Here is a 23904-nt window from a genome sequence, read left to right on the forward strand (position 1 = left end):
CGCGGCAAGGAATTCCCCGTTCCGGAGGAGATCGCCCGTCTGGCGCGACAAGATCAACTTCGTTCAACCCTGTACGACATATGGCCAATTGTCTGGATCATGGCCAACCGGTTCCGGGAGATTTCTCCCCGTACCCGCCCCCTCGATAGGCATGCGTCGTCACCACCGGAAGCACCCTTCAGGAGGACCCTCATGCCCGACATCAGCCGTCGCCGCGCGCTCACCGCCGCGGCAGCCCTGGCCGCGACGGCCACCGCCGCGACCCTCGCCGCACCCGCCGCCTCGGCCGCCGGCCACGAGCACCCCATGCCGATGCCTCGGCACCCCGAGAACTTCGACGAGGTCTACAAGGGCCGCCGAATACAGGGCCGCCCGATGAGCGGGGGCGGCCACCACGCCGAACACGGCGGCGGAGTCGAGGTGTTGGTCGACGGCGTCGAGCTGCACGTGATGCGGAACGCCGACGGCACCTGGATCAGCGTCGTCAGCCACTACGACCCGGTGGCCACCCCGCGCGCCGCGGCCCGCGCCGCGGTGGACGAGCTCCAGGGCGCCCCGCTGCTGCCCCTCCCCGCCAACTGACCCGCCCCCACAAGGACTTCCGGAGCAACGCGGACCATGACCGTACGCAAGAACCAGGCCACCCTGACCGCCGACGAGAAGAAGCGGTTCGTCGACGCCGTGCTCGCGCTCAAGCGCGGTGGGCGCTATGACGAATTCGTGCGCACGCACAACGAGTTCATCATGTCGGACACCGACACCGGCGAGCGGACCGGCCATCGCTCCCCGTCCTTCCTGCCCTGGCACCGCAGATTCCTGCTCGACTTCGAGCGGGCGCTCCAGTCGGTGGACTCCTCGGTCGCCCTGCCGTACTGGGACTGGAGCGCCGACCGCACCCCGCGCGCCTCGCTGTGGGCGCCGGACTTCCTCGGCGGCACCGGGCGCAGCTCGGACGGCCGGGTGATGGACGGCCCGTTCGCCGCGGCGGCCGGCAACTGGCCGCTGACCGTGCGGGTCGACGGCCGTACGTTCCTGCGCCGCTCGCTCGGCACGGGCGTGCGCGAGCTGCCGACCCGCGCGGAGGTGGAGTCGGTGCTGTCCATACCGACGTACGACATGGCGCCGTACAACAGTGCCTCGGACGGCTTCCGGAACAACCTGGAGGGGTGGCGCGGGGTCAATCTGCACAACCGGGTCCACGTCTGGGTCGGCGGGCAGATGGCCACCGGCGTCTCCCCCAACGACCCGGTGTTCTGGCTGCACCACGCCTACGTCGACAAGCTGTGGGCGCAGTGGCAGAGCCGGCACCCGGGCGCGGGCTATGTGCCGACCGGCGGGACGGCGGACGTCGTCGACCTGGACGAGACGATGAAGCCGTGGAACGACGTGCGCCCGGCGGACCTGCTGGACCACACGAAGTTCTACACCTTCGACAGCTGACGACCGGGTCCGGCCGACGGCGGCCGGTCAGGCCTCGGCGGTACGGCACTCCGGGTGGCCCCAGCCCTGTGCGTTCTTGGCGATGGACTCGCCTGCCGCGTAGGAGCGGCCGCACAGGCAGCGGCCGGGGAACTTCGCCTTGATCGTGCGCGAGGACGTGCCGGTGGCCGTCCCGCCGCCGGTGCGGCGGGGCGCCCTCTTGCGCGGGGCCGCGGCCTTCGGGGTGTCCGGCGAGGCCGGCGGCGCCGGGGAGCCGAGCGCGCTGCCGGCTTCCTCCTGCACGGAGGCCGCCTGGCTGGCCGCGCGGTCGGCGAAGTCGTTCAGCGGGTCGCCGTCGACCTGGTGGGCGGGCACGTAGCGGAACTCCACGGACCGGCCGTCGAGCAGCTCGTCGATGCGCACGACCAGGTCCTGGTTGGCGACCGGCTTGCCGGCGGCGGTCTTCCAGCCGTTGCGCTTCCAGCCGGGCAGCCAGGTGGTGACGGCCTTCATCGCGTACTGGGAGTCCATGCGGATCTCCAGCGGCACGTCCGGTGCGACCGCCGCGAGCAGCCGCTCCAGAGCGGTGAGTTCGGCGACGTTGTTGGTGGCCCGGCCGAGCGGGCCGGCCTCCCAGCGGGCGGGGGTCCGCTCGTCGTCGGAGACCACCCACGCCCATCCGGCCGGTCCGGGGTTTCCCTTCGAAGCCCCGTCGCACGCGGCCACCACACGTTCACGCATACGCACGATCATGCCATGGGTGCGTGGACCACCGCTCCGGCGCCTTCGGCCTCACACCTCCTTGACCGACGGCATCTGCCCTTCGGTGGTCGTGACGTCGATCACCGAGAAGTTCGCGCCCTGCGGATCGCTCAGCGCCGCGAACCGGCCGAAGGGGCTGCTCATCGGCCCGAAGCGGAGGACGGCGCCGAGCTTGACGGCGCGCTCGACCGCCCGGTCGCAGTCGTCCACGGTGAAGTAGACGTTGATGTACGAGGGCACCTCGGGCGGGAAGTCGTCGGTCATCTTCATCCGGCCGAGGACGGGGTCGCCGCCCACGTCGAACATCCGGTAGTCGACGGCGTGGTCCTCCATCTGCTTCATCCGGTAGGGAAAGACGGCGGACAGGAAGGTGTCGGCCTTCTCCGGTTCCCGCGTGAAGACCTCGGCCCAGCAGTAGGCGCCCGGGGTGCCGGTCGTCTCGAAGCCCTCGTGGCTGCCCGCCTGCCAGACGCCGAACACCGCTCCGCTGGGCTCCCGGGCCAGGCACATCGTGCCGAAGTCCCCGACCCGCATCGGTTCCATCAGCACCTCCCCGCCGTTGTCCCGGACCTTCTGCGCGGTGGCGGCGGCGTCCGGCACGGCGAAGTACAGGCACCACTGCGACTGCCCCTCCTGACCGGGCATGGGCGGGACGACGGCGGCCACCGCCCTGCCGTCCACAAAGGCCTGTGTGTAGTTGCCGTACTCCGACGACGACTCGCCGAAGGTCCAGCCGAGGACGTCGCCGTAGAAGCGCTTGGCTCCCTCGACGTCACTGAACATCGCGTCGGCCCAACAGGGCGTTCCCTCGGGTTGCACGGCCATGCTGACGACCCTCCTGGTGCGGTATGTCCGGACAGTCACGCTTGCCACCCCGCTGTTCACGCTAGCCATGCCGCCGTCGGCCCGCGCGCCGAGCGACCGGAGCCGGAGCTGGACCACGGGCATTCACGGACAGTCATGACATGGGCGCTCCAGGTCACCCTTGGGGGTGAACAGCGCGCGCGAAACCCGGCTGCGGAGGCGAGCGGAAGCATGCATTCAGCCGCACGCCGCAGGTTTGACACAAACGGCGGGTTTGCACAACCCGCGCGCGCAGCCGCCCCCTTTCACGCCTTACCCGGTGATCATCCGGCCTGTTTGGCTGGGCGTGCGCAACGCCACTGGCACACCACTGCTCCATCTCGTCACCCCCGTTCCGCCCTGCCTGGAGGGAAAGTGTCCACACCGGACAGCGCCACCGGTTCCGTCGTCGAAGAACCCGCCCCCGCACCGGACGGACAGCTCAGCAGTCTGAGCACCCGGGCGGCACGCCAGCTCACCACGACCACCAAGTCCGAACCCCAGATGCAGGCCATCACCTCCCGATGGCTGCTGAAGACGCTGCCGTGGGTGGACGTGAAGGGCGGCACCTACCGGGTCAACCGCCGTCTGCAGCTGCGCACCGGGCGCGGCCGGGTGCACTTCGAGCACAACGGCGCCGACGACATCCGGGTCGTCCCGGAGACCCTGACCGAACTGCCGGTCCTGCGCGGCTATCCCGACGGCGAGGTGCTGCGGGAGCTCGCGGGCCGCTTCCAGCCCCGCGAGGTGCGCGCCGGGCAGGTGCTGTTCGAGGCCGGCCAGCCGGTGACCGAGGCCTACCTGGTCGTGCACGGCCGGTTCACCCGCTACACCAACGGCAAGTACGGCGACGAGGAGATCACCGGGGTCGTCTCCGCCGGCGACCAGATGGGCGACGAGGCGGTCGGCCAGTCCGACCCGCTGTGGCTGTCCTCGGTGCGCGCCGACACCGCGGGCGTGGTGCTCTCGCTGCCCTGGACCGCCATCCAGGAGGTCACCCAGCGGGTGCCGTCCCTCGCCGCGCATCTGCAGGCGTACGTCGAGCAGCAGCGCATGCCCATGAACCGCAAGGGCGAGGCCGAGGTGCCGGTGCAGGCCGGCCACACCGGCGAGCCGACCCTTCGGGGCGGTTTCGTGGACTACGAACTCGCCCCGCGCGAATACGAGTTGTCGCTCACCCAGACCGTGCTGCGGGTGCACACCCGCATCGCCGACCTCTACAACGACCCGATGGACCAGACACAGCAGCAGCTGCGCCTGACGGTCGAGGAGATCCGCGAGCGCCAGGAGTGGGAGCTGGTCAACAACCGCCGGTTCGGACTCCTGCACAACGTCGACTACGGCCAGCGGATCAGCACCTTCACCGGCCCGCCGACCCCGGACGACATGGACGAGCTGCTGTCCATGCGGCGCAGGACCAAGGTGTTCCTCGCCCACCCGAAGGCGATCGCGGCGTTCTTCCGGCAGTGCAACCGGCGCGGTCTGGTGCCCGGCACCGCGAGCGTCGACGGGCACGAGGTGCCGGCCTGGCGCGGGGTGCCGATCTACCCGTGCAGCAAGATCCCGATCCGCGACGACCACACGACCAGCATCCTCGCGCTGCGCACCGGCGAGGCCGACCAGGGCGTCGTCGGCCTCTACCAGACGGGCATCCCGGACGAGTTCCAGCCCGGCCTGAACGTCCGCTTCATGGGCATCAACGAACAGGCCGTCATCAACTACCTGGTCACCGCCTACTACTCGATGGCCATCCTCGTCCCCGACGCGGCAGGGATCCTGGAGAACGTCCAGCTCGGCCGGACCGCCGACTGACGGCCTGGAGCGCGCCATGAACACACCCACCACCGCTTACACGCTGCCCGGGCCACCGAACCTCGCCCAGGCCCTGCGCCCGGTGCGGCGCACCGGAGTGATCCCCGGCCTGCACTGCCGACCGGCCGTGCCCGCCGACCCGGAGAAGGCCGCCGAGATCGACCGCCGGCTGGAGGAATGGGCCCGGGGGCTGGACCTGTTCCCCGAGTCCTGGACGGGCGACTTCTCCGGCTTCCAGTTCGGCCGGGCCGTCGTCCTGCAGCACCCGGGCGGCCTCGACCTGGACCGGCTCACCGCGGCGGGCAAGCTGTTGCTCGCCGAGAACATCGTGGACTCCTGCTACTGCGAGGAGGACGAGGGGCGGGGCGGATCGCGCAGCGGCCTCGGCGGCCCGCTGATCATCGCCCAGTCGGCGCTCGACCCGTACCACGGCATCCCGGAGCTGGAGGCCGAGTGGCGCGAGGGCATCGAGGCCGACGGCCCGCTGCGCTCTTACCACCACGCCCTCGCGGACTACGCCACCTTCGCCACACCCAGCCAGACCGGCCGGTTCGTGCACGACATGGCCCGGCTGCACATGGGCTATCTCGGCGAGGCCGCCTGGATGGAGGCCCGGTACATGCCACGGATCTGGGAGTACCTGGTGATGCGGCAGTTCAACAACTTCCGCCCCTGTCTGTCACTGGTCGACGCGGTGGACGGCTACGAACTGCCCGAGCAGGTCTACGCCCGCCCGGAGATCCAGCGGATCACGGCCCTCGCGTGCAACGCCACGACGATCGTGAACGACCTGTACTCCTTCACCAAGGAGCTGGCGAGCGATCCGGACCACCTCAATCTGCCGCAGGTGGTCGCCGCCAACGACCGGCGCGGGCTGAAGGCGGCCTATCTGAAGTCCGTCGAGATCCACAACCAGGTCATGGAGGCCTTCGAGGAGGAGTCGGCCGCGCTGTCGGCCACCTCGCCCGTGATCGCGCGCTACGCCGGGGGCCTGGCCGCCTGGGTCTCCGGCAACCACGAGTGGCACGCCACCAACACCCACCGCTACCACCTGCCCGACTACTGGTGATCCACGCGATCACCGGTCGTAGTCCGGCTGCACCGCAACGCTGTCATACGTGTCCAGAGGAGTTTTCGTTGACCACCGCCCCCGCCCGCACCACCACCGTTCCGGTCCCGACCCAGTCCATCTACCAGACCCGGGTCGCGGACTACTGGAACGCCGAGGAGAATCCGGTCAACCTCGAACTCGGCAGGATCGACGACCTGTACCACCATCACTACGGCATCGGTGAGGCCGACCGGTCGGTGCTGGAGGAGCCCGACCCGGAGCTGCGCAAGGAGCGCATCACCAGCGAGCTGCACCGGCTAGAGCACGCCCAGGCGGAGCTGCTGGCGTCCCACCTCGGCCCACTCACGCCCGCCGACCGGGTCTTCGACGCCGGCTGCGGCCGGGGCGGCGGCAGCATCGTCGCGAACCTGCGCCACGGCTGCCACGCCGACGGAGTCACCATCTCGGCCAAGCAGTGCGACTTCGCCAACGAGATGGCCCGCAAGCGGGGCGTCGACGACAAGGTGCGCTACCACCACCGCAACATGCTGGACACCGGCTTCGAGACGGGTGCGTACGCGGCCTCGTGGAACAACGAGTCCACGATGTACGTCGAGCTGGAGCTGCTGTTCGCCGAGCACGCCCGGCTGTTGCGCCGCGGCGGACGCTATGTGACGGTCACCGGCTGCTACAACGACACCTACGGCCGGGCCTCGCGCGAGGTGTCGCTGATCAACGCGCACTACATCTGCGACATCCACCCGAGGTCGGAGTACTTCCGCTCGATGGCGAAGAACCGGCTGGTGCCGGTCCATGTGGAGGACCTGACCGCGGCGACGATCCCGTACTGGGAGCTGCGCAAGCAGGCCGACCACCTGGTGACGGGCATCGAGGACGCGTTCCTGGACGCCTACCGCAATGGCAGCTTCCAGTACCTGCTGATCGTGGCCGACCGGGTCTGATCCCGAGGTCGAGGGGGGCGGGGTGCCGAGGTTCGCCTCGGCGCCCCGCCGGCCCGGTCGTACGGCAGTCGCCCTACTCCCCCGCGTACGCCTTCTCCAGGGCGGCGACGTCCAGCTTGCCCATGCTCATCATGGCGGTGGCGACGCGGGCCGCCTTCTGCGGGTCGGGGTCGCTCAGGAGGTCGGTCATCCGGTCGTAGACGACCTGCCAGGAGACGCCGTACCGGTCCTTGAGCCAGCCGCAGGGGCCGGGCTCGCCGCCGCCCTCGGTGAGCCCGGTCCAGTAGGAGTCGATCTCTTCCTGGTCGGCGCAGAGGATCTGGAAGGAGATCGACTCGTTGAACGTGAACTGGGGGCCGCCGTTGAGGGCGATGAACTTCTGGCCGTTGGCCGTGAACTCGACCACCAGCACCGATCCGGCCGGACCGGGCCCGGCCTCGGTGTGGCGGGTGACATGGCCGATGGACGAGTTCTTGAAGACCGACACGTAGAACTCGGCGGCCTCCTCGGCCTTGCCGTCGAACCAGAGACAGGTGGTGAAACCGTCGGTGGTCATGAGTACCTCCTGGGCGGGGAACGCGGTCATGAGTACCGACCGTTCCGCACGGCAGAACTCATCGGCCGCGGCGGAACCGGGTCAGGCCGCCAGGCAGAGCACGCCGGACGGGCGGTGCGGTACGGCGGCCGGGCGCCGCTGGACGCTGGTGCGCAGCGTGAGCTCGCCGTGTGCCAGGGACAGCAGGTCGCCGAGGCCCAGTCCGAGGGCGTGCGCGGCGGCCGCGAGGACCTCCGAGGAGGCCTCCTTGCGGCCGCGCTCGATCTCGGAGAGGTAGGGCAGCGAGATCCGGGCCGTGTCGGCAACGTCCTTCAGCGTGCGGTCCTGCGCCCGGCGCTCGCGCCGCAGCACCTCTCCGACCAGATCACGCCAGAGGGGCTCTTTGCCCTCCCCCGGTTCCGTCTCGGGCGCCTGCGGGCGGACGGGTGCGGGCCGCAGCGGGATCACTCGGGCTTCGTTGCTCACCTGGTTCGTCACCCACGTCAGCCTAGGAGGCGCAGGCCGCGGGGCAAGGGCTCGGCGTTGCGCCCTGAGGGAAACCGGCTCAGCGCCGGAGCACGAAGCGGGCACGCACCCGCTTGCCGACGGGGACGCGCTCGGCGGTGACCTCCACGGCCAGGGCGTCCACGATCTCCAGACCGTGCCGTCCGACGCGTGCCGGGTCCCTGGGGTAGCGGTGGGGCAGCGCGGAGCTGCTGTCGTAGACGCACACCGTGACCGCGCTGTCCGTGCCCTCCAGCTCCAGGATGTACGGGCCGTTGCTGTGCCGCTCGGCGTTGGTGACCAGCTCGCTCACGAGCAGGAGCAGTTCGCCGTCGGCGCCGCGGTCGGGCGCGGCGCACCACTCGGTCTTCAGCTGCTCCAGGAACCGGGCCGCGAAGGCCCGTGCCTCCGCTATGGAGCCGGGCTCACCGGTGTAGTGCTCGGCGCGCCGCAGCGGTTCCACGGGTACATCGAAACCAGTCGGTATCACGTCCCCGCCCACGTACTCGGTCATGCTGTCTCTCTCGAATGCCGGTCCGGCCTTTCGTCCGTTGCACCAGTCCTGCTACCCCGAGCCGGGCGCGGCAGTCCCCCGAAGCGTTCGCCGAGCGCGCACAGTGGCGATGCTCACCCTCCGGACGGGCTCGGGGACGGTGATGCCGGCCCGGCGGAGGGGGACGAGGAGGGCGACTCGGCCGGCGACGACTCCGCCGACGCGCCGGCGGAGGGCGGAGACGACGAAGGCGACGGTGACGGGGAGGCCGGCGGGGACGTACCCGGCGACGTGGGAGGCGAAGCGGGGGATGCGGGAGACGAGAGAGGGGCGGACGGCGAGGACGACGAGGACGACGAGGACGACGGAAGGGCACTCGACGGTGTCGGGGACGGGGTCGGGGTCGGTGTCGGGGTCGACGGGCTCGGCGTGCCCGGCGGGGACGGGCAGTGCTGCGCGCCGGGCGGGCACGACGGGGAGGGTGACGGGGAGGCCGGCGGGTTCCAGGGGTGCGGGTCCTTCGGCGGCGCGGTGTGCTGGTCGTGGTGCCAGCCCTGGTCGCCGTGCGGGCGGTGGATCCAGTCGTCGTGGTGGGGGTCGTAGAGCACGAAGACGTCGACCACCGTCGGTGCGGGCGTCACGACGACCACGTTCGAGGACCGGTACGCCGGCCAGCGCGGCCCCACCAGCCGGGGCGTGTTCTTCTCGGCGACCGGCGAGGTCAGCGGATTGCCGCAGGCACAGCGCACCCGGGGCACGCCGTGGCTGTCCACCAGCACGGCGGTGCCCGCCTGGAGCACGGACTGGTAGCTGGTGGCGGCGCCGTCGCGGTAGCCGTGGTTGGTGACGCGCGTGTCGACACGCAGCTGGACCGGGGTGAGCGAGCGCAGATAGCCGGGTACGCCGGACGGCGGGACACCGGCCACGGAGGCGAACGCCCTGGTCTTGGCCGAGTCCGCCTGGAGGGCTTTGACCTGCTGCCCGACGTCGCAGGCGGCGGCGTTCTGGGTGCCGCCGTACAGGCCGGGCGCCCCGCCCTGCACGCCCTGCACCGCGCCCGCCACAGCGGAGGGCGCGGCCGATGCGGAGGCGGGGGGCGGAACGGAACTCCGCTCGGCCGTCGATGCCGTGAAGGGATCCTGCCCGGCGCTGGCGGCCGGCTGGAGGAAGACCTCGCCGCGCTTCGCGGACGAGCCGCCACCCGAACGGGTGAAGACGACGGCGAGCACCACGGCGGCGGCCACGACGGCGCCGAGGGCGCTGAGGGCGCCGATGCGCGGTATCGACTTCCACCACGGCCCGTGCGGCTCCTCGGGCCCGTCGGCGCCGCCCGAGGGCCCGGCGGGCGGGCCGGAGGGCGGCTGGGAGGAGCCCGACAACGGGCCGGGGGGCGGTCCGGAAGGGCGGTCGGAGGACGGAGGTTCGACGCTCACGAGCACCTCTTCCCGGCGCGGTTCCGTTGGGTGCCTTCAGTTCGTTCAGCGGCACATTGAGCCCATTGTGTGTCGCAGAGTCGCGACGGTCGCAAGCCGACGGGCGGGACGCGCGGCCGCTGCTTAGCGTGAAGGGTGTGAGCCCTCCGACCGCCCCCGAGCGGCCCGTCGCCCGCCACGGCTGGGCACAGGCCCTCGGCACGGTGCTGACCGGACTGGCCGTCATGGCACTCGTGGCGGCACTCGGACTGTGGGCGGCCGGTGCGGCGGATCTGCCGGACGACGCGTTCCCGAGGGTGGTGGTCGCGACCCTGGTGACGGCCGTCGGCGGCAGCGTCGAACTGTCCGGCGACGCGGGGGTGCTGGCGGAGAGCCATGCCGGGCTGACCGTGATCCCGCTGTCGGTGACGCTCGTCGGCGCCCTGGTGATCGGGGCGGGCTTTCTGCGCCCGCTGCGGCACCGGGCGGTGGCCTCGGCCGCGGAACTGGCCGGCTGGGCGGCGCGGCTCGCGGTGCTGTGGCTGCTGGCGCTGATCGGGCTGGCCCTCGGTGCCCGGCAGACCTTCGCGGTCGACGTGGGCAGCGGCACTCTCAGCGATCTGGCCGGCCTGTTCAACGCCGCGCCGAAGGTCGGGTTCACCACGGACGTCCCGCTGACCGTGCTGTTCGGGCTGCTGTGGCTGGCCGGCGTGCTGCTGCTGGCGGTGCTGGTCGCGCGGGGGGCTCCGCTGCCGGGGCGGCTGCTGCGCTGCCAGGAGTCGGTACGCCCGGCGGCGCACGCGGTGGTCGTGCTGCTGCTCGGCTACGTCGTCGTCGGCCTCGTCATCGCGCTGATCACCGCGGCCAGCCGGGGGCACGTCGCCGCGACCCTTGCGCTGGTCCTGCTCGGCCTGCCCAACCTGGCCTGGCTTGCCCTCACCGTCGGTCTGGGCGCCACCTGGAACGGCCGCGTGGACGGCCCGTTCGGGCTGCCGGTGCCCCATGTCCTGGACGAGTTGCTGCGCACCCCGGGCGCATCGGAGCTGAATCTGCGTACGCTCACCGCCCACGACGGCCGCTGGTGGTGGCTGGCGGTCGTGGACGCGGTCCTGCTGCTGGCCGTCGCGTTCCGGATGGCGGTGCGCTCACCTGCCCGGATCCGGCTGTGGCAGCACGCCCTGCACCTGGCCGTCGCGCTGGCGCTGGCCGTGCTGATGATCTGCCTGACGGGCCGTGTCTCGGCGCACTACGGACTGTCCCTGCTCGGCATCGGCAACCTCGGCGGCGGGCTGTCCGGCGAGCTGTTCCTCGAGCCGCGGCTCTGGCAGGCGGTGGGCCTGGGCGCCCTGTGGGGCCTGGTGGCCGGGCTGCTGGGCGGGCTGCTGGCGCTGCCGGTGCGCCGGCGGGGCGAGGTCGGTGAGCCGCCCGCGTCATGAGCCGCTCCGCACGCCCACGTCGTTCACGTCATTCACGTCACCTCTTCGCTCACGTGGGGAACATCGGCTCGGCCCAGCGCGGGGGCCGTGGAGCGTCGGTGACCGTGCGGTCCGGGCCCGAGCGCGACTCCGTCTCGGCGGCCCGGGGGCCGTCGGCCGCAGGCTGCGCGGCGGTGACCGTGGCGGCCGCGGCGGCCCGCAGTGCGGCGACGAAGTCGAGGCAGGTGTCGTACCGCTCGGCCGGGCTCTTGGCGAGGGCCCGGGCGAAGACGGCGTCGACCGCCGGGGCGAGGCCGGGGCGGGCCGCGCTCGGCGGGGGTGGTTCGTCGTACTGGTGGGCCCACAGCAGCGCCATGTCGTCCTCGCGCCGGAAGGGCGGGCGGCCGGCGAGGGTCTCGTAGACGACGCAGGCGAGCCCGTAGACGTCGCAGCGGCCGTCGACGGGGCGGCCGGAGATCTGTTCGGGCGCGACGTAGTCGAGGGTGCCGACGAACTGGCCGACGCTGGTGAGACCGGTCAGAGACAGGGACTTCTTGGTGAGCCCGAAGTCGGTGAGGTACACGTGCTCGGGGTGGTCGCGGTCGGTGCCCTCGGCGATCAGGATGTTGCCGGGCTTGACGTCCCGGTGGACCAGGCCGTGTTCGTGGGCGGCGTCGAGGGCGGAGGCCACCTGTCCGGCGATGCGCACGGCGTCCGGCACCGGCAGCACGCCGTGCGCGTCCAGCAGATGGCGCAGGTCGCTGCCGGAGACGTACCGCATGGCGATGTAGAGCACCCCGTCCGTCTCGCCGGCGTCGTAGACGGGCACGATGTGCGGGTGGTCGATCGCGGCGGCCACCTGGGACTCGTGGGTGAACCGTTTGCGGAAGGTGTCGTTGCGGGCAAGTTCGGGCGCGAGCAGTTTCAGCGCGACCGTGCGGTCCAGGCGCAGGTCGTGGGCGCGGAAGACGACGGCCATGCCGCCGCGCCCGATCTCGCTCTCGACCCGGTAGTTCGCCACCGTCCGGCCGATCAGTTCCGCGGGCCGGCCGGAGAACAGGCTGGTCTCGCGGTCCATCAGGGCTCGCCGTCGGGCGTCACCAGCCGGGTCGGGGCGTGCCCGGGCCCGGTGTCGCCGGTGACCGCGCGGTCGGTGGCGTAGGTGGTCAGCCGGCGGCCGTCGCCGTACATCCAGCGGCTCTCCTCGGGGTCGTAGAGCCAGACGGCCTCGCCGTCGACGACGATCCCGATCCGCAGACCGCGGGTGCGGTCCGCGAAGTCCTCGCCGGCGAGGGAGCCGGCCGCCAGCTCGTCCACGGCCGAGCGGTAGGCGGCGAGGGCCTCGGCGGCGCGGGCCAGCAGGGGCCGGGGGTCTGCGGCGCCGGGCGGACCGTCGGCGACGGGCGGGTCCTCGGGTACGGCGACGAGCCCGCGCCCGTCGACCCAGGCGGCCCAGCCGTTGGCGCAGCCGATGTGCGCCCAGTCGCCGCGCCGCCCCAGGAGCTGGACCGGCAGCAGGGGGTCGAGGGGCACGGTGGGCCGGGCCGGGTCGGGGGCCTCCCAGGCGGGCATGCCGCGCGGCGGGACGACGTGCGTGGGCCGGAATCCGGGACCGGGCGCTCCGCTCATCGGGCGCCTCCTTCCGCGTGGGGGTCGTGCTGCTTCCGGATGCGGGGCGTCGTGCCGCACGTCCGCCCGCTGCTACTTCCGCATCACGGCCGGCTCCTGCCGGCGCAGCAGCCGGGCGACGGCGAGGCCGCACAGGGCGGACAGCACCAGCAGCATGGCCAGGTCGAGCAGCCAGACGCCCGGCGTGTGCCGGAAGAGCGGGTCGGCGGTCAGCTTGCCGGGGACGAGCCGGGACAGCCCGACCGTGCCGGCCATGGCGCCGAGCGCCCAGCGGGAGGGCACGAGCCAGGACAGCTGCTCCAGACCGGGCACGCCGTGGAGTGTGAGCAGGGCCCCGCAGAAGACGACCTGGACGATGGCGAGGAGCACCAGCAGCGGCATCGTCACCTCCTCCTTGCGCACCAGCGCGGAGACGAGCAGGCCGAGCATCATGGCGGTGAACGCGAGCAGGGCGACGGCCAGGGTGATCTCGGCGAGCGGCGGCAGCAGTACGCCCCTGCCGCCGGGGGCGTCGAGGTCGACGCCGAGCAGGGCGACCAGGGTCAGGACGACGGCCTGGGCGACGGTGACCGTGCCGAGGACCACGATCTTGGACAACAGGTACGCCGATCTGGGCAGGCCGACGGCGCGTTCCCGCCGGTAGACGGGGCGTTCCTTGACGAGTTCGCGCACCGCGTTCGCGGCGCCGGTCAGCACGGCACCGACACACAGGATGAGCAGGGCGTTCATCGCCGTGTCCGGGGTGAGGCGCCCGCCCGCCAGGGCACGGGCCATGGCGCCCATGACGAACGGCAGGGCGGTCATGACGACGAGGAAGGTGCGGTCGGCGCTCAGCACGGCCGTGTAGCGGCGGACCAGCGTGCCGAGCTGGGCGCCCCAGCCGCGTGGCCGGGGCGGCGGTGCCGGGCCGGCGGGGGCCGGTCCGGGGTGGTGGGGCTGGGTGGTGGCCTCGGTGACGTAGTGCCGGTGGAACGGCGATGCGCGGTACTGCCCGGCCCAGTCGCGGTCCGGTTCGCGGTCGAAGGCCTCGAAGGCCTCCGGCCACTGCTCGTGGCCGAGGAAGGCGAGGGCGTCGTCGGGCAGGCCGTAGTACGCCACTCTGCCGCCGGGGGCGAGGACCAGCAGGCGGTCGCAGCCGCCGAGGCTGAGCACGCTGTGGGTGACCACGACGACCGTGCGGCCGTCGTCGGCGAGGCCGCGCAGCATGGTCATCACCGAGCGGTCCATGCCGGGGTCGAGTCCGGAGGTCGGTTCGTCGAGAAAGAGCAGCGAGGGTTTGGTGAGCAGTTCCAGGGCGACGCTGACCCTCTTGCGCTGTCCGCCGGAGAGGCGGTGCACGGGCTGGTCGGCGCGGTGTTCGAGGCCGAGTTCCCGGATGACCTCGCTCACCCGGGCCTCTCGCTCGGCGGGGGCGGTGTCCTCGGGGAAGCGCAGTTCGGCGGCGTAGGTGAGGGCCGCGCGCACGGTGAGCTGGGGGTGCAGGATGTCGTCCTGCGGGACCAGACCGATGCGCCCGCGCAGTTCGGCGTAGTCGCGGTAGAGGTCGCGGCCGTCGTAGAGGACGGTGCCGCGGTCGGCGGGCCGCTGTCCGGTCAGGGCGTTCAGCAGCGTGGACTTGCCGGCGCCGCTCGGTCCGACCACGGCGAGCAGGCACTTCTCGCCCACCGGGAAGGACACGTGGTCGAGGAGCACCGTGCGCCCGCCGTCGACGGTGACGGTGAGTTCCTGCACGTCGAGGGAGACCTCGCCGGTGTCGACGTACTCCTGGAGTTCCGTGCCGACGACGCAGAACGCGGAGTGTCCGACGCCGATGATGTCGCCGGGGCCGACGCGGGCGCAGGTGACCGGCCGGCCGTTGAGGTACGTGCCGTTGTGGCTGTCCAGGTCGGCGATCTCGTACGTGCCGTCCGGGTGGGCGCGCAGTTCCGCGTGCCGGCGGGAGACGGTCAGGTCGTCCACCACGAGGTCGTTGTCGGGGGCCCGGCCGATGCGGACGGTGCGCGGGGGCAGCGGGCGGACGCTGGTGGGGCGGCGGAAGGTGCCGGTCAGTCGGGGCTGCGATACGGCGGAGGGGCGGTCGGGGGCGGGTTCCGGGGCGTCGGCGGGCACCGCGCGGGGGCCGTCGGCGGGACTGCCGAAGCGGATCTCGCTGCCGGGGCGGACGGCCCAGTGCTCGATCCTGCGGCCGTCGGCGTAGGTGCCGTTGGTGCTGTGCTGGTCGGCCAGGGTCCAGTGGTCCTGGTCGCAGCGCAGCACGGCGTGGTGCCACGAGACCCGGGCATCGTCGAAGACGATGTCGCTCAACGGGTCGCGTCCGACGTGGTAGTCGCGCCCCGGGCTCATCACCGTGGAGCCCGTGTCGGTCTCCAGGACGAGTTCGGACGCCGTCGGGGCGACCGGCCGCTCCGCCATGGCCAGAATTCTACCGATTCACCCCTCTATGAGCCTCCCGGCCCGCTTCGCTTCCCCGCTCAGGGCTCATGGACACGTGTCAGGCGACGGGCACGACGAGGGCGGGCAGGGTGCGCTGCATCCGGAGCGCGTCGACGGACTCGGCGAGCAGCTCGTACTCGGTGGTGTCGTCGCTGGCGGCGATCCGCACCAGCCGGCCGCCCGCCAGTTCGTCGGCCACCTGCTCCTGCCGGACGTCGTCGGCGCACCAGGCGCGCAGCAGCGTGGGCACGTCGGCGACCGTCTCGGCGACGGGCACCAGCGCGCCCACGGGGAAGGAGGAGTGCTCGGGGCTCGGGTCGAGCCGCTCGGCGATCCACGACGCCCGGTCGCGTAACCACCACAGGGCGAGGGCCAGTGTCGGCGCGCGATAGGTGCCGAGCGGTACGCCGACGCGCCGGCCGTCGCACATGCCGTACGCCGTGACATGGCACAGGAATTCGTCGTGCACGTCTCACTCCCCCGTCGCCTCGCTGGTGTGCCGGCCGAAGCCCCGCCTTCCCGTGCGGCTCCTGTGCGGTGAAGTGCTCCTGACGTTCGAGTATCGCCTCTCCCGAAACACTGTCACCATGTCTTTCCAGCCAGCCTGTTGGCATATTCGCCGCCCGTTCTGGCCGGAATGCACCGAGGTGCGCACGGCCCCGGCATGACCGGAGAGGTAATCGACCCGCCCCGGCGCCCTCCGGCATGGTGGTCCCACCGGATCGGCGAAACCCGGGATCCGGACCCGACCAGCACTGACGACCTCGATGGAGGCTGATTCACCATGTCCGTGAACACCGACCGTTACGAGACCGCGGCCGCCCGTTACTTCGAGGCCTGGAACGCCATCGAGCCGGAGGCGCTGAAGAAGGCGGTCGCCGCCGCGTGGACCACGGACGGCGGTTACACCGACCCGCTCGCCGACGTCCGCGGCCACGAGGGCGTCGCGGCCGTGATCACCGCCGCCCACGAGCAGTTCCCGGGGTTCGTCTTCCGCCCGCTCGGCACGGTGGACGGCCACCACGACACCGCGCGCTTCGGCTGGGAGCTGGTGGGCGAGGACGGTTCGGCGCCGGTCGCCGGGTTCGACGTGGTCACCCTGGACGAGGAGGGCCGCATCCGGCAGGTGCTGGGCTTCCTGGACCGGGTGCCGCAGGGCGCCTGACGCCTCGCGGCCGACGGCCTGCGCGAGGGGCTGTCCCTTCGGGCTGCTTCCCCCACACTGAGTGGCATGCATCTGCGCATCGAAGGCCACACCCTGCCCGGCCGCGCCTGCGGGCCCGGGCCGGACTTCCCGGGGGTCAGCGGGATCGAGGTGGCGGTCCAGCGCAAGGACCGGCCGGCCGAGCTGCTCGATCCGCAGCCCGGCGACGCCCCGACGGTGACGTGGACGCTTCCGTGCACGTTCGCCGCGGACGGCGGGCTGCGCGGCCCGTACGTGCACAACCGGCTCGGCGGACGCTTCGTCTACCTCTCCTGGGTCGGCAGGCAGCCGCAGGAGGAGGCGTCCCGGATGTTCCGGCGCGCCAAGCTGATGCTCGCGGACGTTCCGCCCGAGGTGCTCGCCGAGGCGCGGCGGCGCGGCACGCTGGTGGGCCGGCTCGCCCTCACCGACGCCAAGGGCCGTCCGCTGTGCGGGCGGGTGGCGCCCCCGGCGGTCGTGTGGAGCGCGGGCGAGCCGGCACACACGTGAGCTTCCGTCCCGCTGCCCCGCGGCGGGGCTAGGGCCTGTCGTCACATTCCCGTCGTCGCCCGAAGGGCGGCCTCGCGGCGTCCGGTGCGTGCTCTGGGGTCCCCCCGGCCGAAGGCTGGGGGGAGTGCCGGGCGGAAGTCCTCGTACCGGACGTACTCGGGCTTTCGCCCGGTGCGGCGAGTGGGGGTGCCCCCTCTGGGGGAGTGCAGGCGTCGTGGGGCAGACGGGAATGTGACGACAGGCCCTACGGACGGACGATCGCGTCGATCCGGGTCAGTTCCTCCGTGTCGAAGTCCAGGTTCCGGATCGCGCCGACGCTGTCCTCGACCTGCCGCGCGCTGCTCGCGCCGACCAGCGCGGAGGTGACCCGGCCGCCGCGCAGCACCCAGGCCAGAGCGAGCTGGGCCAGGGTCTGGCCGCGGGACTTCGCGATCTCGTCCAGGGCGCGCAGCCGCGCGACGAGGTCCTCGGTCACGGCGTCGGAGTTCAGGAAGGGGCTGTCGCTCGCGGCGCGCGAGTCCTCGGGGATACCGTCGAGGTAGCGGCCGGTGAGCAGGCCCTGCTCCAGCGGGGAGTAGGCGATGGAACCGACCTGGAGTTCGTCCAGGGCGTCGAGCAGGCCCTGGTCCTCGGGACGCCGGTCCAGCATCGAGTAGCGCGGCTGGTGGATGAGGAGCGGGGTGCCGAGGCCGGCCAGGATGCGGGCGGCCTCGCGGGTCTGCTCGGCGGAGTAGTTGGAGACACCGACGTAGAGCGCCTTGCCCTGCCGCACCGCCGAGTGCAGGGCGCCCATCGTCTCCTCCAGCGGAGTGTCCGGGTCGGGGCGGTGCGAGTAGAAGACGTCGACGTACTCCAGGCCCATCCGCTTGAGACTCTGGTCGAGCGAGGAGAGCAGGTACTTGCGCGAGCCCCATTCGCCGTACGGGCCGGGCCACATGAGGTAGCCGGCCTTGGTGGAGATCACCAGCTCGTCGCGGTACGGCGCGAAGTCGGCCGCCAGGGCCTCACCGAGCGCGGACTCGGCGGCGCCGGGCGGCGGGCCGTAGTTGTTGGCGAGGTCGAAGTGGGTGATGCCCAGGTCGAAGGCGCGGCGCAGGATGGCGCGCTGGGTCTCGACGGGCCGGTCCGGGCCGAAGTTGTGCCACAGGCCGAGGGACAGCGCGGGGAGCTTGAGCCCGCTGCGTCCGGTGCGCCGGTAGGGCATGTCGTCGTAGCGGTCGGGGTGTGCGGTGTGCAACGCGACTCCAGAGGGGTGGGCACAGGGTCTGCCAGGGCCACTCTCGCGCGCACCGCACGCAGCGGTCCAACAGGAGAATCCGATGGAATTGTGCGGCTAGGCTTCTCAATCATGGAACTGCGCCATCTCCAGCACTTCGTCGCGGTCGCCGAGGACCAGCACTTCACCCGGGCCGCCGAGCGCCTGATGGTGTCGCAGTCGGGGCTGTCCGCCTCGATCCGGGCGCTGGAGCGGGAGCTGCGGGCGCCGCTGTTCGTGCGGACCACGCGCCGGGTGACGCTCACCGAGGCGGGCCGGGCGCTGCTGGCGGAGGCCGAGCGGATCCTGGCGCAGGTGCGCTCGGCGCACGAGGCGGTGGCGGCGGTGCAGGGCGTGCTGCGCGGCACACTGGCGCTCGGCACCGAGCAGTGCATCGCCGGGGTGCACGTGGCACGGCTGCTGGCGGGCTTCCGGGGACGGCATCCGGACGTGGAGATCCGGCTGCGGCAGGCGGGCTCGGGCGCGCTGGCCGAGGAGGTCGCGGCCGGGCGGCTGGACCTGGCCTTCGCCTACCGCACGCAGGCGGACTCCGATCAGCTGCGCTCGGTGGCGCTGACGGGCGAGCCGATGACCGTGCTGTGCCATCCGGGCCACCGGCTGGCGTCGACGGGCGCGGCGCTCACGCCGGAGGACCTGGCCGGGGAGGTCTTCGTCGACTTCCATCCGGACTGGGGCCCGCGCCGTACGACCGACGCCGCGTTCGCCGCCGCGGGCGTACGGCGCACGGTCGCGCTGGAGGTCAACGACGTGCACAGCCTGCTGGACCTGGTGGACGAGAACCTGGGGATCGCGGTCGTGCCCCGGCACTTCCGGCACAAGCGGCCCGCGCTCACGGCGCTCCCGCTGAAGGGCGCGGACGAAGCGGCGTACGAGACGGTCGCCCTGCTGCCGCCGGACCGCGCCACCAGCCCCGCCGCCCGCGCGCTGGTCGCTCTCCTCGAAACGGGAGGCGGGACAGGGGGGTTCGCACCACCCCGGGAGGGGTCCCGGGCCTCCTGATCCGGGCGGCCCGCCGCAGCGCGGCTCGGCGGGGCTCGCGGCGGGGGCGCGCTCGTGGGCACGGGCACCGCAACGAGCGCCGTACCGACAGGCACCGCAAGAGAGTTGACACCACGTCACTATCTCTTTCAGAAGGAGTCGTTCGCCCCGGTCACCGAGGAACGAGGACTTCGCCTGCACCACACACGTCGTCCCGCACCGGGGGCGGATCCTCGCGCTCCAGGAGAGCGGCCCGCCGCCGTACGAACTCGACGGCGAACCGGGCACGGTGGGCACGCACGACTTCCGGGGCACGCTGCGGGGCGCCTTCGCGGCGTACGCCAAGTACGACGCGGTGGCGGGTGCGCCGATGATGCACGACTTCGCGCTGACCGGGCGGTACGTCGTCGTCTTCGACCTGCCGGTCACCTTCGACGCGGCGGCGGCCGACCGCGGCGCACCGGTGCCGTGCGTCCGGAACCGGAAGCACCCGACCCGGGTGGGCGTCATGCCGCGTACGGGCGGCCCGGTGCGCTGGTTCGGCATCGATCCGGTCTCCTGCTCGCACACCCTCAACGCCTATGACGAGGGTGGGTCCGCGTGGTGATCGACGTGATGGCCTGTCCGGCGCCCTTCCACGTCGCCGGGCGCGGCTCGGACGGGCCGTACGACGCGCGTACGGCCAGGCTGGAGCGCTGGACCGCCGGCCTGCGCCTCGGGCGGGTGCGGCAGCGGGTGCTGGACGACCGGCCGCAGGAGTTCCCGCGGGCCAACGAGGCGCTGGTGGCGCGGCGGCACCGCTACGGCTGCACGGCGGCGGCCGCCGGGATGACCGCCGCGTATCTGACGCCGGACGGTGGCACCCCGCCCGACGACGCCTTCTCCGACGCGCTCGTCCAGCACGGCCTGCTGCGCGGCACGACCCAGGTGCACCGGCTGCCGAGGGGCGCTGCGGCGGGCGAGGCCGTGTTCGTCCCGCGCGATCCGGACGACCCGCGGGCGGCCGAGGACGACGGGTACGCCCTCGCCCACGTCCACGATCCGGACCAGGGCCCGGCCGACCCGGTGATCCTCGCGGCGCAGGACGTCACCGGCGAGCCGGTGGCGCGGATCCACCTGCCGGGGCGGGTGCCGCTGGGCTTCCACGGAAGCTGGATTCCGCACGCGTGAGGGCGGCGGATGCGCGATCGTGGACCGTATGCATGCCAAGGACATCCTCATCGACGGCTACGGCCGCATCCAGGAAGAAGTCCACGCCGCCCTCGACGGCCTCGGACCGGACGAGCTGAACCACCGCCCGGCGACCGCCGCCAACTCCATCGCCTGGCTGGTCTGGCACCTGACCCGGGTCCAGGACGACCACGTCGCCGGCGCCTTCGACCTGGAGCAGGTCTGGCTCGCCGACGGCTGGGAGAAACGCTTCGGTCTCGGCCTGCCGCCCCGCGACCACGGCTACGGGCACACCCCGGCCCAGGTCGCCAAGGTGCGGGTCGACTCCGCGGACCTGCTGACCGGCTATTACGACGCCGTCCACGAGCAGACCCTCGGGGCGCTCAAGGGGCTCGCCGCCAAGGATCTGGAGCGGGTCGTGGACGAGGGCTGGGATCCCCCGGTGACGCTGGGGGTCCGCCTGGTGAGCGTCCTGTCCGACGATCTCCAGCACGTCGGACAGGCCGCCTACCTCAGGGGGCTGCTTCAGAGCGCGGCCGCGTAACCCGGCAGGACCACGTCCTCGATGAGGGCCACGCGCTCGTCGAACGGGATGAACGCGCTCTTGAGGGCGTTCACGGTGACCGTGCGCAGGTCCTCGAGAGTCCAGCCGGCCTCCTCGACCAGCAGGGACATCTCCCGGGTCATCGTCGTCCCCGACACCAGCCGGTTGTCGGTGTTGAGGGTGACCCGGAAGCCGAGGTCCTTCAGGGCCGTGATGGGGTGCTCGGCTATCGAGGTGGCGCAGCCGGTCTGGAGGTTGGAGGTGGGGCACATCTCCAGCGCGATCCGGCGGTCGCGCACCCAGGAGGCGAGTCGGCCGAGCTTGCCGGCCGCGAGGTCGGGGATGTCCTCGGTGAGGCGGACGCCGTGGCCGATGCGCTGGGCGCCGCACACCTGGACGGCCTGGTGGATGCTGGGCAGGCCGTGCGCCTCGCCGGCGTGGATGGTGAACGGCACGTTCTCGCGGCGCAGGTGCTCGAAGGCGGCCAGGTGGTCGGCGGGCGGGAAGCCGTCCTCGGCGCCCGCGATGTCGAAGCCGACGACCCCGGCGTCGCGGTAGGCGACGGCCAGGTCGGCGGCCTCGCGGACCCGGTCGAACATCCGCATCCCGCACAGCAGGGTGCCGACCCGGACGGGGGTGCCGGCGGCGGCCGCCTTGGCCATGCCGGCGGCGAGGCCCTCCTGGACGGTCTCCACGACCTCGGCGAGCGACAGCCCGCCCTTGGTGTTCAGCTCGGGGGCGTAGCGCACCTCGGCGTAGACGACACCGTCGGCGGCGAGGTCCAGCACGTACTCCTCGGCGGTGCGCAGCAGGCCCTCGCGGGTCTGCATGACGGCGAGGGTGTGCTCGAAGGTGGCGATGTAGCGGACCAGGTCACCGGAGTTGGCGGCCTCGAAGTACCAGGCGGCCAGCTCGTCGGGGTCGGTGGTGGGCAGGGTGTGACCGATCTCCGCCGCGAGTTCGACGACGGTGGCGGGGCGCAGGCCGCCGTCGAGGTGGTCGTGCAGCACGGCCTTGGGGAGCCGGCGGAGGGTCTCGGTGTCGATGCGGGGCACGGTCATGGCAGGGCGTTCCTCGGCGAGTGGTTCAGCGGTGATCAGGTGGTGGGCTGGAGCAGGTCCCAGCGGTTGCCGTACAGGTCCTGGAAGACGGCGACGGTGCCGTACGGCTCGTGCCGCGGGTCCTCCAGGAAGGTCACTCCGGCCGCGGTCATGCGGGCGTGGTCGCGGGCGAAGTCGTCGGTGTGCAGGAAGAAGCCGACCCGGCCGCCGGTCTGGTCGCCGACGCGGGCCCGCTGGTCCTCGCCCTTGGCGCGGGCGAGCAGCAGACCGGTGCCGGCTCCGGCACCGCCGGGCTCCACGACGACCCAGCGGGATCCGTCGGGGCGCGGGGCGTCCTCGGCGAGTCGGAAGCCGAGGGCCTCGGTGTAGAAGCGGATGGCCTCGTCGTAGTCGTCGACGACGAGGGTGACCAGGGCGACGCGGCGCATCGGGACCTTCCGGCGGGGGGTGGTTAGCGGGTGAGGTTATACGTAAAACTTCGTGGGCGCCAGTCCCGTTCTACGCGCGTTGCGGCGCAGTGTTCCCCGTATGTTGCCGCCGGGCTGCCGCGGGGTCTCTGTCGGCCGGTGGTCCGGGTCAGGGCGTCTCGTCGCCCTGGGCGATCTCCACACGGTGGTGGAAGTCGGCCATTCCGGCGACCGAGGCCACGCAGGAGACGGCGGTGCAGGCGAGGAGGAGGGCCGCGATCGTACGGCCCGTACGCGGGGCACGCGGGGCGGCCAGCAGGGCCTGGACGCGCTGCGGTACGGGACCGGAGGTCGCGGCGGCCACGAACTCGGGGCGCTCGGTGCGCGCGGAGTGCCCGGCGAGGGCCGCGCGGGCGATGGCGCGGGCGGTCAGCTTCCGGTCGCCGACCCGGGCCGCCGCGGCCTCGTCGGCGGCCCGCTCGGCGGCGAGGCGGATCGACTCGCGGACGGGGCGCAGGGCCGGGTGGCAGTGCGCGGCGAGTTCGGCGGCGGCGAGGAAGTAGTGGTGGCCGCCGTCGTTGTGCGCCCGCTCGTGCGCGAACAGCGCCTCGCGCTCGGGACCGTCCAGGCTGCGCAGCATCGCGGTGGTGACGACGATGCGGTGCGGGCGGCCCGGCAGCGCGTAGGCGTCCGGGCGGGACGAGTCCACCACGCACAGGTCGCCCGCGGCGGGGCCGCGCCGGGCCTGCGTGCGCGCGACGCGGAAGGCGCGGGTCTGCCGGAGCACGGACCGGACCAGGGTCCAGCCGCACACGGCGAGCACGCCGACGGAGGTCGCGGCGGCCGGCAGGACGACGAGGTCCGAGGCGGTGTGCAGCGGGCGGACCAGTTCGCCGAGCGCGGCGAAGCGCGGCACCTTGAACAGCCCGATCAGGACGAACGAGCCGAGCGCGGCGAGCGAGCAGCCGGCGAGGACGACGGCACAGACGGTGACGGCCCACAGCGCGACGACCGGGGTCAGCCGGCCCAGCGCCCGGCGGGCCAGGGCCGGCAGGGCGAAGGGCAGCAGCAGGGGCAGCAGGAGCAGTGCGGTCATCGTTCGTCGGGTTCGAGCAGGTCCCGCAGGACACGTTCGTCGTCGGGGCTGAGCTGGGCGACGAACCGGGCGAGCACGGTCTCGCGGTCGGTGTCGCGGTCCAGCTCGCTGTGCATGCGGCGCGCGGTGAGCCCCTGGGCGTCCTGCACGTCCCTGACCGGGACGTAGGCGAATCCGCGCCCCTGGCGGTACCGCTCCACGACCCCCTTGTCGTGCAGCCGGGTGAGGATCGTCGTCACGGTCGTCCGCGCCAGGTCCGCGCCGAGGCGCGACTGGACCTGGCCGGGCGTCTGCGGCCCTCCGGCGGCCCACAGCGTGGCCATGACACTCGCCTCGAGTTCACCGGCCGGCCGGCGCTCGTCCTTCGCCTCGGTCATGGAACGTTCCTCACCCCGTCTACGTATGCGGC

At 72.7% G+C, this 23904-nt stretch carries 27 protein-coding genes; 12 read left to right on the plus strand and 15 right to left on the minus strand.

The window, feature by feature from the left end; genetic code table 11:
* Positions 1-192 precede the first annotated feature (192 nt).
* Both melC1 and melC2 read left to right on the plus strand, forming a co-directional pair.
* Positions 193-582, plus strand: coding sequence for an apotyrosinase chaperone MelC1 (gene melC1, locus BIV23_RS36405; RefSeq protein ID WP_071385243.1), 390 nt, complete (start codon positions 193-195; stop codon positions 580-582).
* A 36-nt stretch (positions 583-618) separates the two neighbouring features.
* Complete coding sequence (melC2, locus tag BIV23_RS36410) at positions 619-1440, plus strand: tyrosinase MelC2 (protein ID WP_071385244.1); 822 nt, start codon at positions 619-621, stop codon at positions 1438-1440.
* A gap of 27 nt (positions 1441-1467) precedes the next feature.
* On the opposite strand, the gene BIV23_RS36415 is transcribed toward melC2, so the two are convergent.
* Together BIV23_RS36415 and BIV23_RS36420 are read right to left on the minus strand one after the other, a co-directional pair.
* Positions 1468-2172 carry a ribonuclease H family protein gene (locus tag BIV23_RS36415; protein ID WP_071385245.1) on the minus strand — a complete coding sequence of 235 codons (705 nt, stop codon included), beginning with the start codon at positions 2170-2172 and terminating at the stop codon, positions 1468-1470.
* Positions 2173-2211: 39 nt separating this feature from the next.
* Positions 2212-3006 (minus strand): VOC family protein, encoded by a 795-nt coding sequence (locus BIV23_RS36420; RefSeq protein WP_071385246.1) that lies wholly within the window; start codon positions 3004-3006, stop codon positions 2212-2214.
* Between the two features lie 393 nt (positions 3007-3399).
* Between BIV23_RS36420 and BIV23_RS36425 the strand changes: the two genes are divergently transcribed.
* From BIV23_RS36425 to BIV23_RS36435, 3 genes are all read left to right on the plus strand, one after another.
* Entirely contained in the window at positions 3400-4836 is a 1437-nt protein-coding gene (locus BIV23_RS36425) for a family 2B encapsulin nanocompartment shell protein (protein ID WP_071385247.1), read from the plus strand.
* A 16-nt stretch (positions 4837-4852) separates the two neighbouring features.
* Positions 4853-5905 (plus strand): family 2 encapsulin nanocompartment cargo protein terpene cyclase, encoded by a 1053-nt coding sequence (locus tag BIV23_RS36430; RefSeq protein WP_071385248.1) that lies wholly within the window; start codon positions 4853-4855, stop codon positions 5903-5905.
* A gap of 68 nt (positions 5906-5973) precedes the next feature.
* A complete protein-coding gene (locus tag BIV23_RS36435; protein ID WP_071385249.1) occupies positions 5974-6849 on the plus strand; it encodes a geranyl diphosphate 2-C-methyltransferase in 876 nt (291 codons plus the stop codon).
* Between the two features lie 73 nt (positions 6850-6922).
* Here the strand turns inward: BIV23_RS36435 and BIV23_RS36440 are convergent, their stop codons facing one another.
* From BIV23_RS36440 to BIV23_RS36455, 4 genes are all read right to left on the minus strand, one after another.
* A complete protein-coding gene (locus BIV23_RS36440; protein ID WP_071385382.1) occupies positions 6923-7405 on the minus strand; it encodes a VOC family protein in 483 nt (160 codons plus the stop codon).
* An 81-nt stretch (positions 7406-7486) separates the two neighbouring features.
* Entirely contained in the window at positions 7487-7882 is a 396-nt protein-coding gene (locus tag BIV23_RS36445) for a helix-turn-helix domain-containing protein (RefSeq protein ID WP_071385250.1), read from the minus strand.
* Positions 7883-7949: 67 nt separating this feature from the next.
* Positions 7950-8402 (minus strand): ATP-binding protein, encoded by a 453-nt coding sequence (locus tag BIV23_RS36450; protein ID WP_071385251.1) that lies wholly within the window; start codon positions 8400-8402, stop codon positions 7950-7952.
* A 113-nt stretch (positions 8403-8515) separates the two neighbouring features.
* Entirely contained in the window at positions 8516-9814 is a 1299-nt protein-coding gene (locus BIV23_RS36455) for a DUF6777 domain-containing protein (RefSeq protein ID WP_107471377.1), read from the minus strand.
* A gap of 137 nt (positions 9815-9951) precedes the next feature.
* Between BIV23_RS36455 and BIV23_RS36460 the strand changes: the two genes are divergently transcribed.
* On the plus strand, positions 9952-11229 hold the full coding sequence (locus BIV23_RS36460) for a streptophobe family protein (RefSeq protein WP_071385252.1): 1278 nt from the start codon (positions 9952-9954) through the stop codon (positions 11227-11229).
* Positions 11230-11278: 49 nt separating this feature from the next.
* Here BIV23_RS36460 and BIV23_RS36465 read toward each other — a convergent pair whose 3' ends face one another.
* The 4 genes from BIV23_RS36465 to BIV23_RS36480 form a co-directional block, all read right to left on the minus strand.
* Positions 11279-12286 carry a serine/threonine-protein kinase gene (locus BIV23_RS36465; protein WP_071385253.1) on the minus strand — a complete coding sequence of 336 codons (1008 nt, stop codon included), beginning with the start codon at positions 12284-12286 and terminating at the stop codon, positions 11279-11281.
* The gene (locus tag BIV23_RS36470) at positions 12286-12837 is read right to left on the minus strand and encodes a hypothetical protein (RefSeq protein WP_071385254.1); all 552 of its coding nucleotides are present in this window, start codon (positions 12835-12837) and stop codon (positions 12286-12288) included. The genes BIV23_RS36465 and BIV23_RS36470 overlap by 1 nt, the downstream gene beginning before the upstream one ends.
* A 72-nt stretch (positions 12838-12909) precedes the next feature.
* A complete protein-coding gene (locus tag BIV23_RS36475; RefSeq protein ID WP_071385255.1) occupies positions 12910-15249 on the minus strand; it encodes an ABC transporter ATP-binding protein/permease in 2340 nt (779 codons plus the stop codon).
* A 79-nt stretch (positions 15250-15328) separates the two neighbouring features.
* Positions 15329-15739, minus strand: coding sequence for a hypothetical protein (locus BIV23_RS36480; protein WP_071385256.1), 411 nt, complete (start codon positions 15737-15739; stop codon positions 15329-15331).
* A 315-nt stretch (positions 15740-16054) separates the two neighbouring features.
* On the opposite strand from BIV23_RS36480, the gene BIV23_RS36485 reads away from it, so the two are divergent.
* Together BIV23_RS36485 and BIV23_RS36490 are read left to right on the plus strand one after the other, a co-directional pair.
* The gene (locus BIV23_RS36485) at positions 16055-16435 is read left to right on the plus strand and encodes a nuclear transport factor 2 family protein (RefSeq protein ID WP_071385257.1); all 381 of its coding nucleotides are present in this window, start codon (positions 16055-16057) and stop codon (positions 16433-16435) included.
* A 66-nt stretch (positions 16436-16501) separates the two neighbouring features.
* On the plus strand, positions 16502-16963 hold the full coding sequence (locus tag BIV23_RS36490; RefSeq protein WP_071385258.1) for a DUF5990 family protein: 462 nt from the start codon (positions 16502-16504) through the stop codon (positions 16961-16963).
* A 244-nt stretch (positions 16964-17207) separates the two neighbouring features.
* Here BIV23_RS36490 and mgrA read toward each other — a convergent pair whose 3' ends face one another.
* On the minus strand, positions 17208-18200 hold the full coding sequence (gene mgrA / locus BIV23_RS36495) for an L-glyceraldehyde 3-phosphate reductase (RefSeq protein WP_071385259.1): 993 nt from the start codon (positions 18198-18200) through the stop codon (positions 17208-17210).
* 111 nt (positions 18201-18311) lie between these two features.
* Here mgrA and BIV23_RS36500 point away from each other — a divergent pair, with 111 nt between their 5' ends.
* From BIV23_RS36500 to BIV23_RS36515, 4 genes are all read left to right on the plus strand, one after another.
* Positions 18312-19238, plus strand: a complete 927-nt coding sequence (locus BIV23_RS36500; protein ID WP_071385260.1) for a LysR family transcriptional regulator — start codon at positions 18312-18314, stop codon at positions 19236-19238.
* A 268-nt stretch (positions 19239-19506) separates the two neighbouring features.
* Entirely contained in the window at positions 19507-19824 is a 318-nt protein-coding gene (locus BIV23_RS53685) for a carotenoid oxygenase family protein (RefSeq protein ID WP_071385261.1), read from the plus strand.
* A complete protein-coding gene (locus BIV23_RS53690; protein ID WP_071385262.1) occupies positions 19818-20387 on the plus strand; it encodes a carotenoid oxygenase family protein in 570 nt (189 codons plus the stop codon). Before BIV23_RS53685 ends, BIV23_RS53690 begins: the two co-directional genes overlap by 7 nt.
* A gap of 28 nt (positions 20388-20415) precedes the next feature.
* Positions 20416-20931 carry a mycothiol transferase gene (locus BIV23_RS36515; RefSeq protein WP_071385263.1) on the plus strand — a complete coding sequence of 172 codons (516 nt, stop codon included), beginning with the start codon at positions 20416-20418 and terminating at the stop codon, positions 20929-20931.
* Here BIV23_RS36515 and BIV23_RS36520 read toward each other — a convergent pair.
* The 4 genes from BIV23_RS36520 to BIV23_RS36535 form a co-directional block, all read right to left on the minus strand.
* The gene (locus BIV23_RS36520) at positions 20913-21992 is read right to left on the minus strand and encodes an adenosine deaminase (protein ID WP_071385264.1); all 1080 of its coding nucleotides are present in this window, start codon (positions 21990-21992) and stop codon (positions 20913-20915) included. The two genes, BIV23_RS36515 and BIV23_RS36520, sit on opposite strands and share 19 nt — an antisense overlap.
* Before the next feature lie 35 nt (positions 21993-22027).
* The gene (locus BIV23_RS36525) at positions 22028-22420 is read right to left on the minus strand and encodes a VOC family protein (RefSeq protein WP_071385265.1); all 393 of its coding nucleotides are present in this window, start codon (positions 22418-22420) and stop codon (positions 22028-22030) included.
* 148 nt (positions 22421-22568) lie between these two features.
* On the minus strand, positions 22569-23495 hold the full coding sequence (locus BIV23_RS36530; protein WP_071385266.1) for a M48 family metalloprotease: 927 nt from the start codon (positions 23493-23495) through the stop codon (positions 22569-22571).
* Positions 23492-23872, minus strand: a complete 381-nt coding sequence (locus BIV23_RS36535; protein ID WP_071376243.1) for a BlaI/MecI/CopY family transcriptional regulator — start codon at positions 23870-23872, stop codon at positions 23492-23494. The genes BIV23_RS36530 and BIV23_RS36535 overlap by 4 nt, the downstream gene beginning before the upstream one ends.
* Between the last annotated feature and the right edge of the window lie 32 nt (positions 23873-23904).

It is taken from the genome of Streptomyces monashensis, assembly GCF_001866665.1.
Taxonomy (GTDB): domain Bacteria; phylum Actinomycetota; class Actinomycetes; order Streptomycetales; family Streptomycetaceae; genus Streptomyces; species Streptomyces monashensis.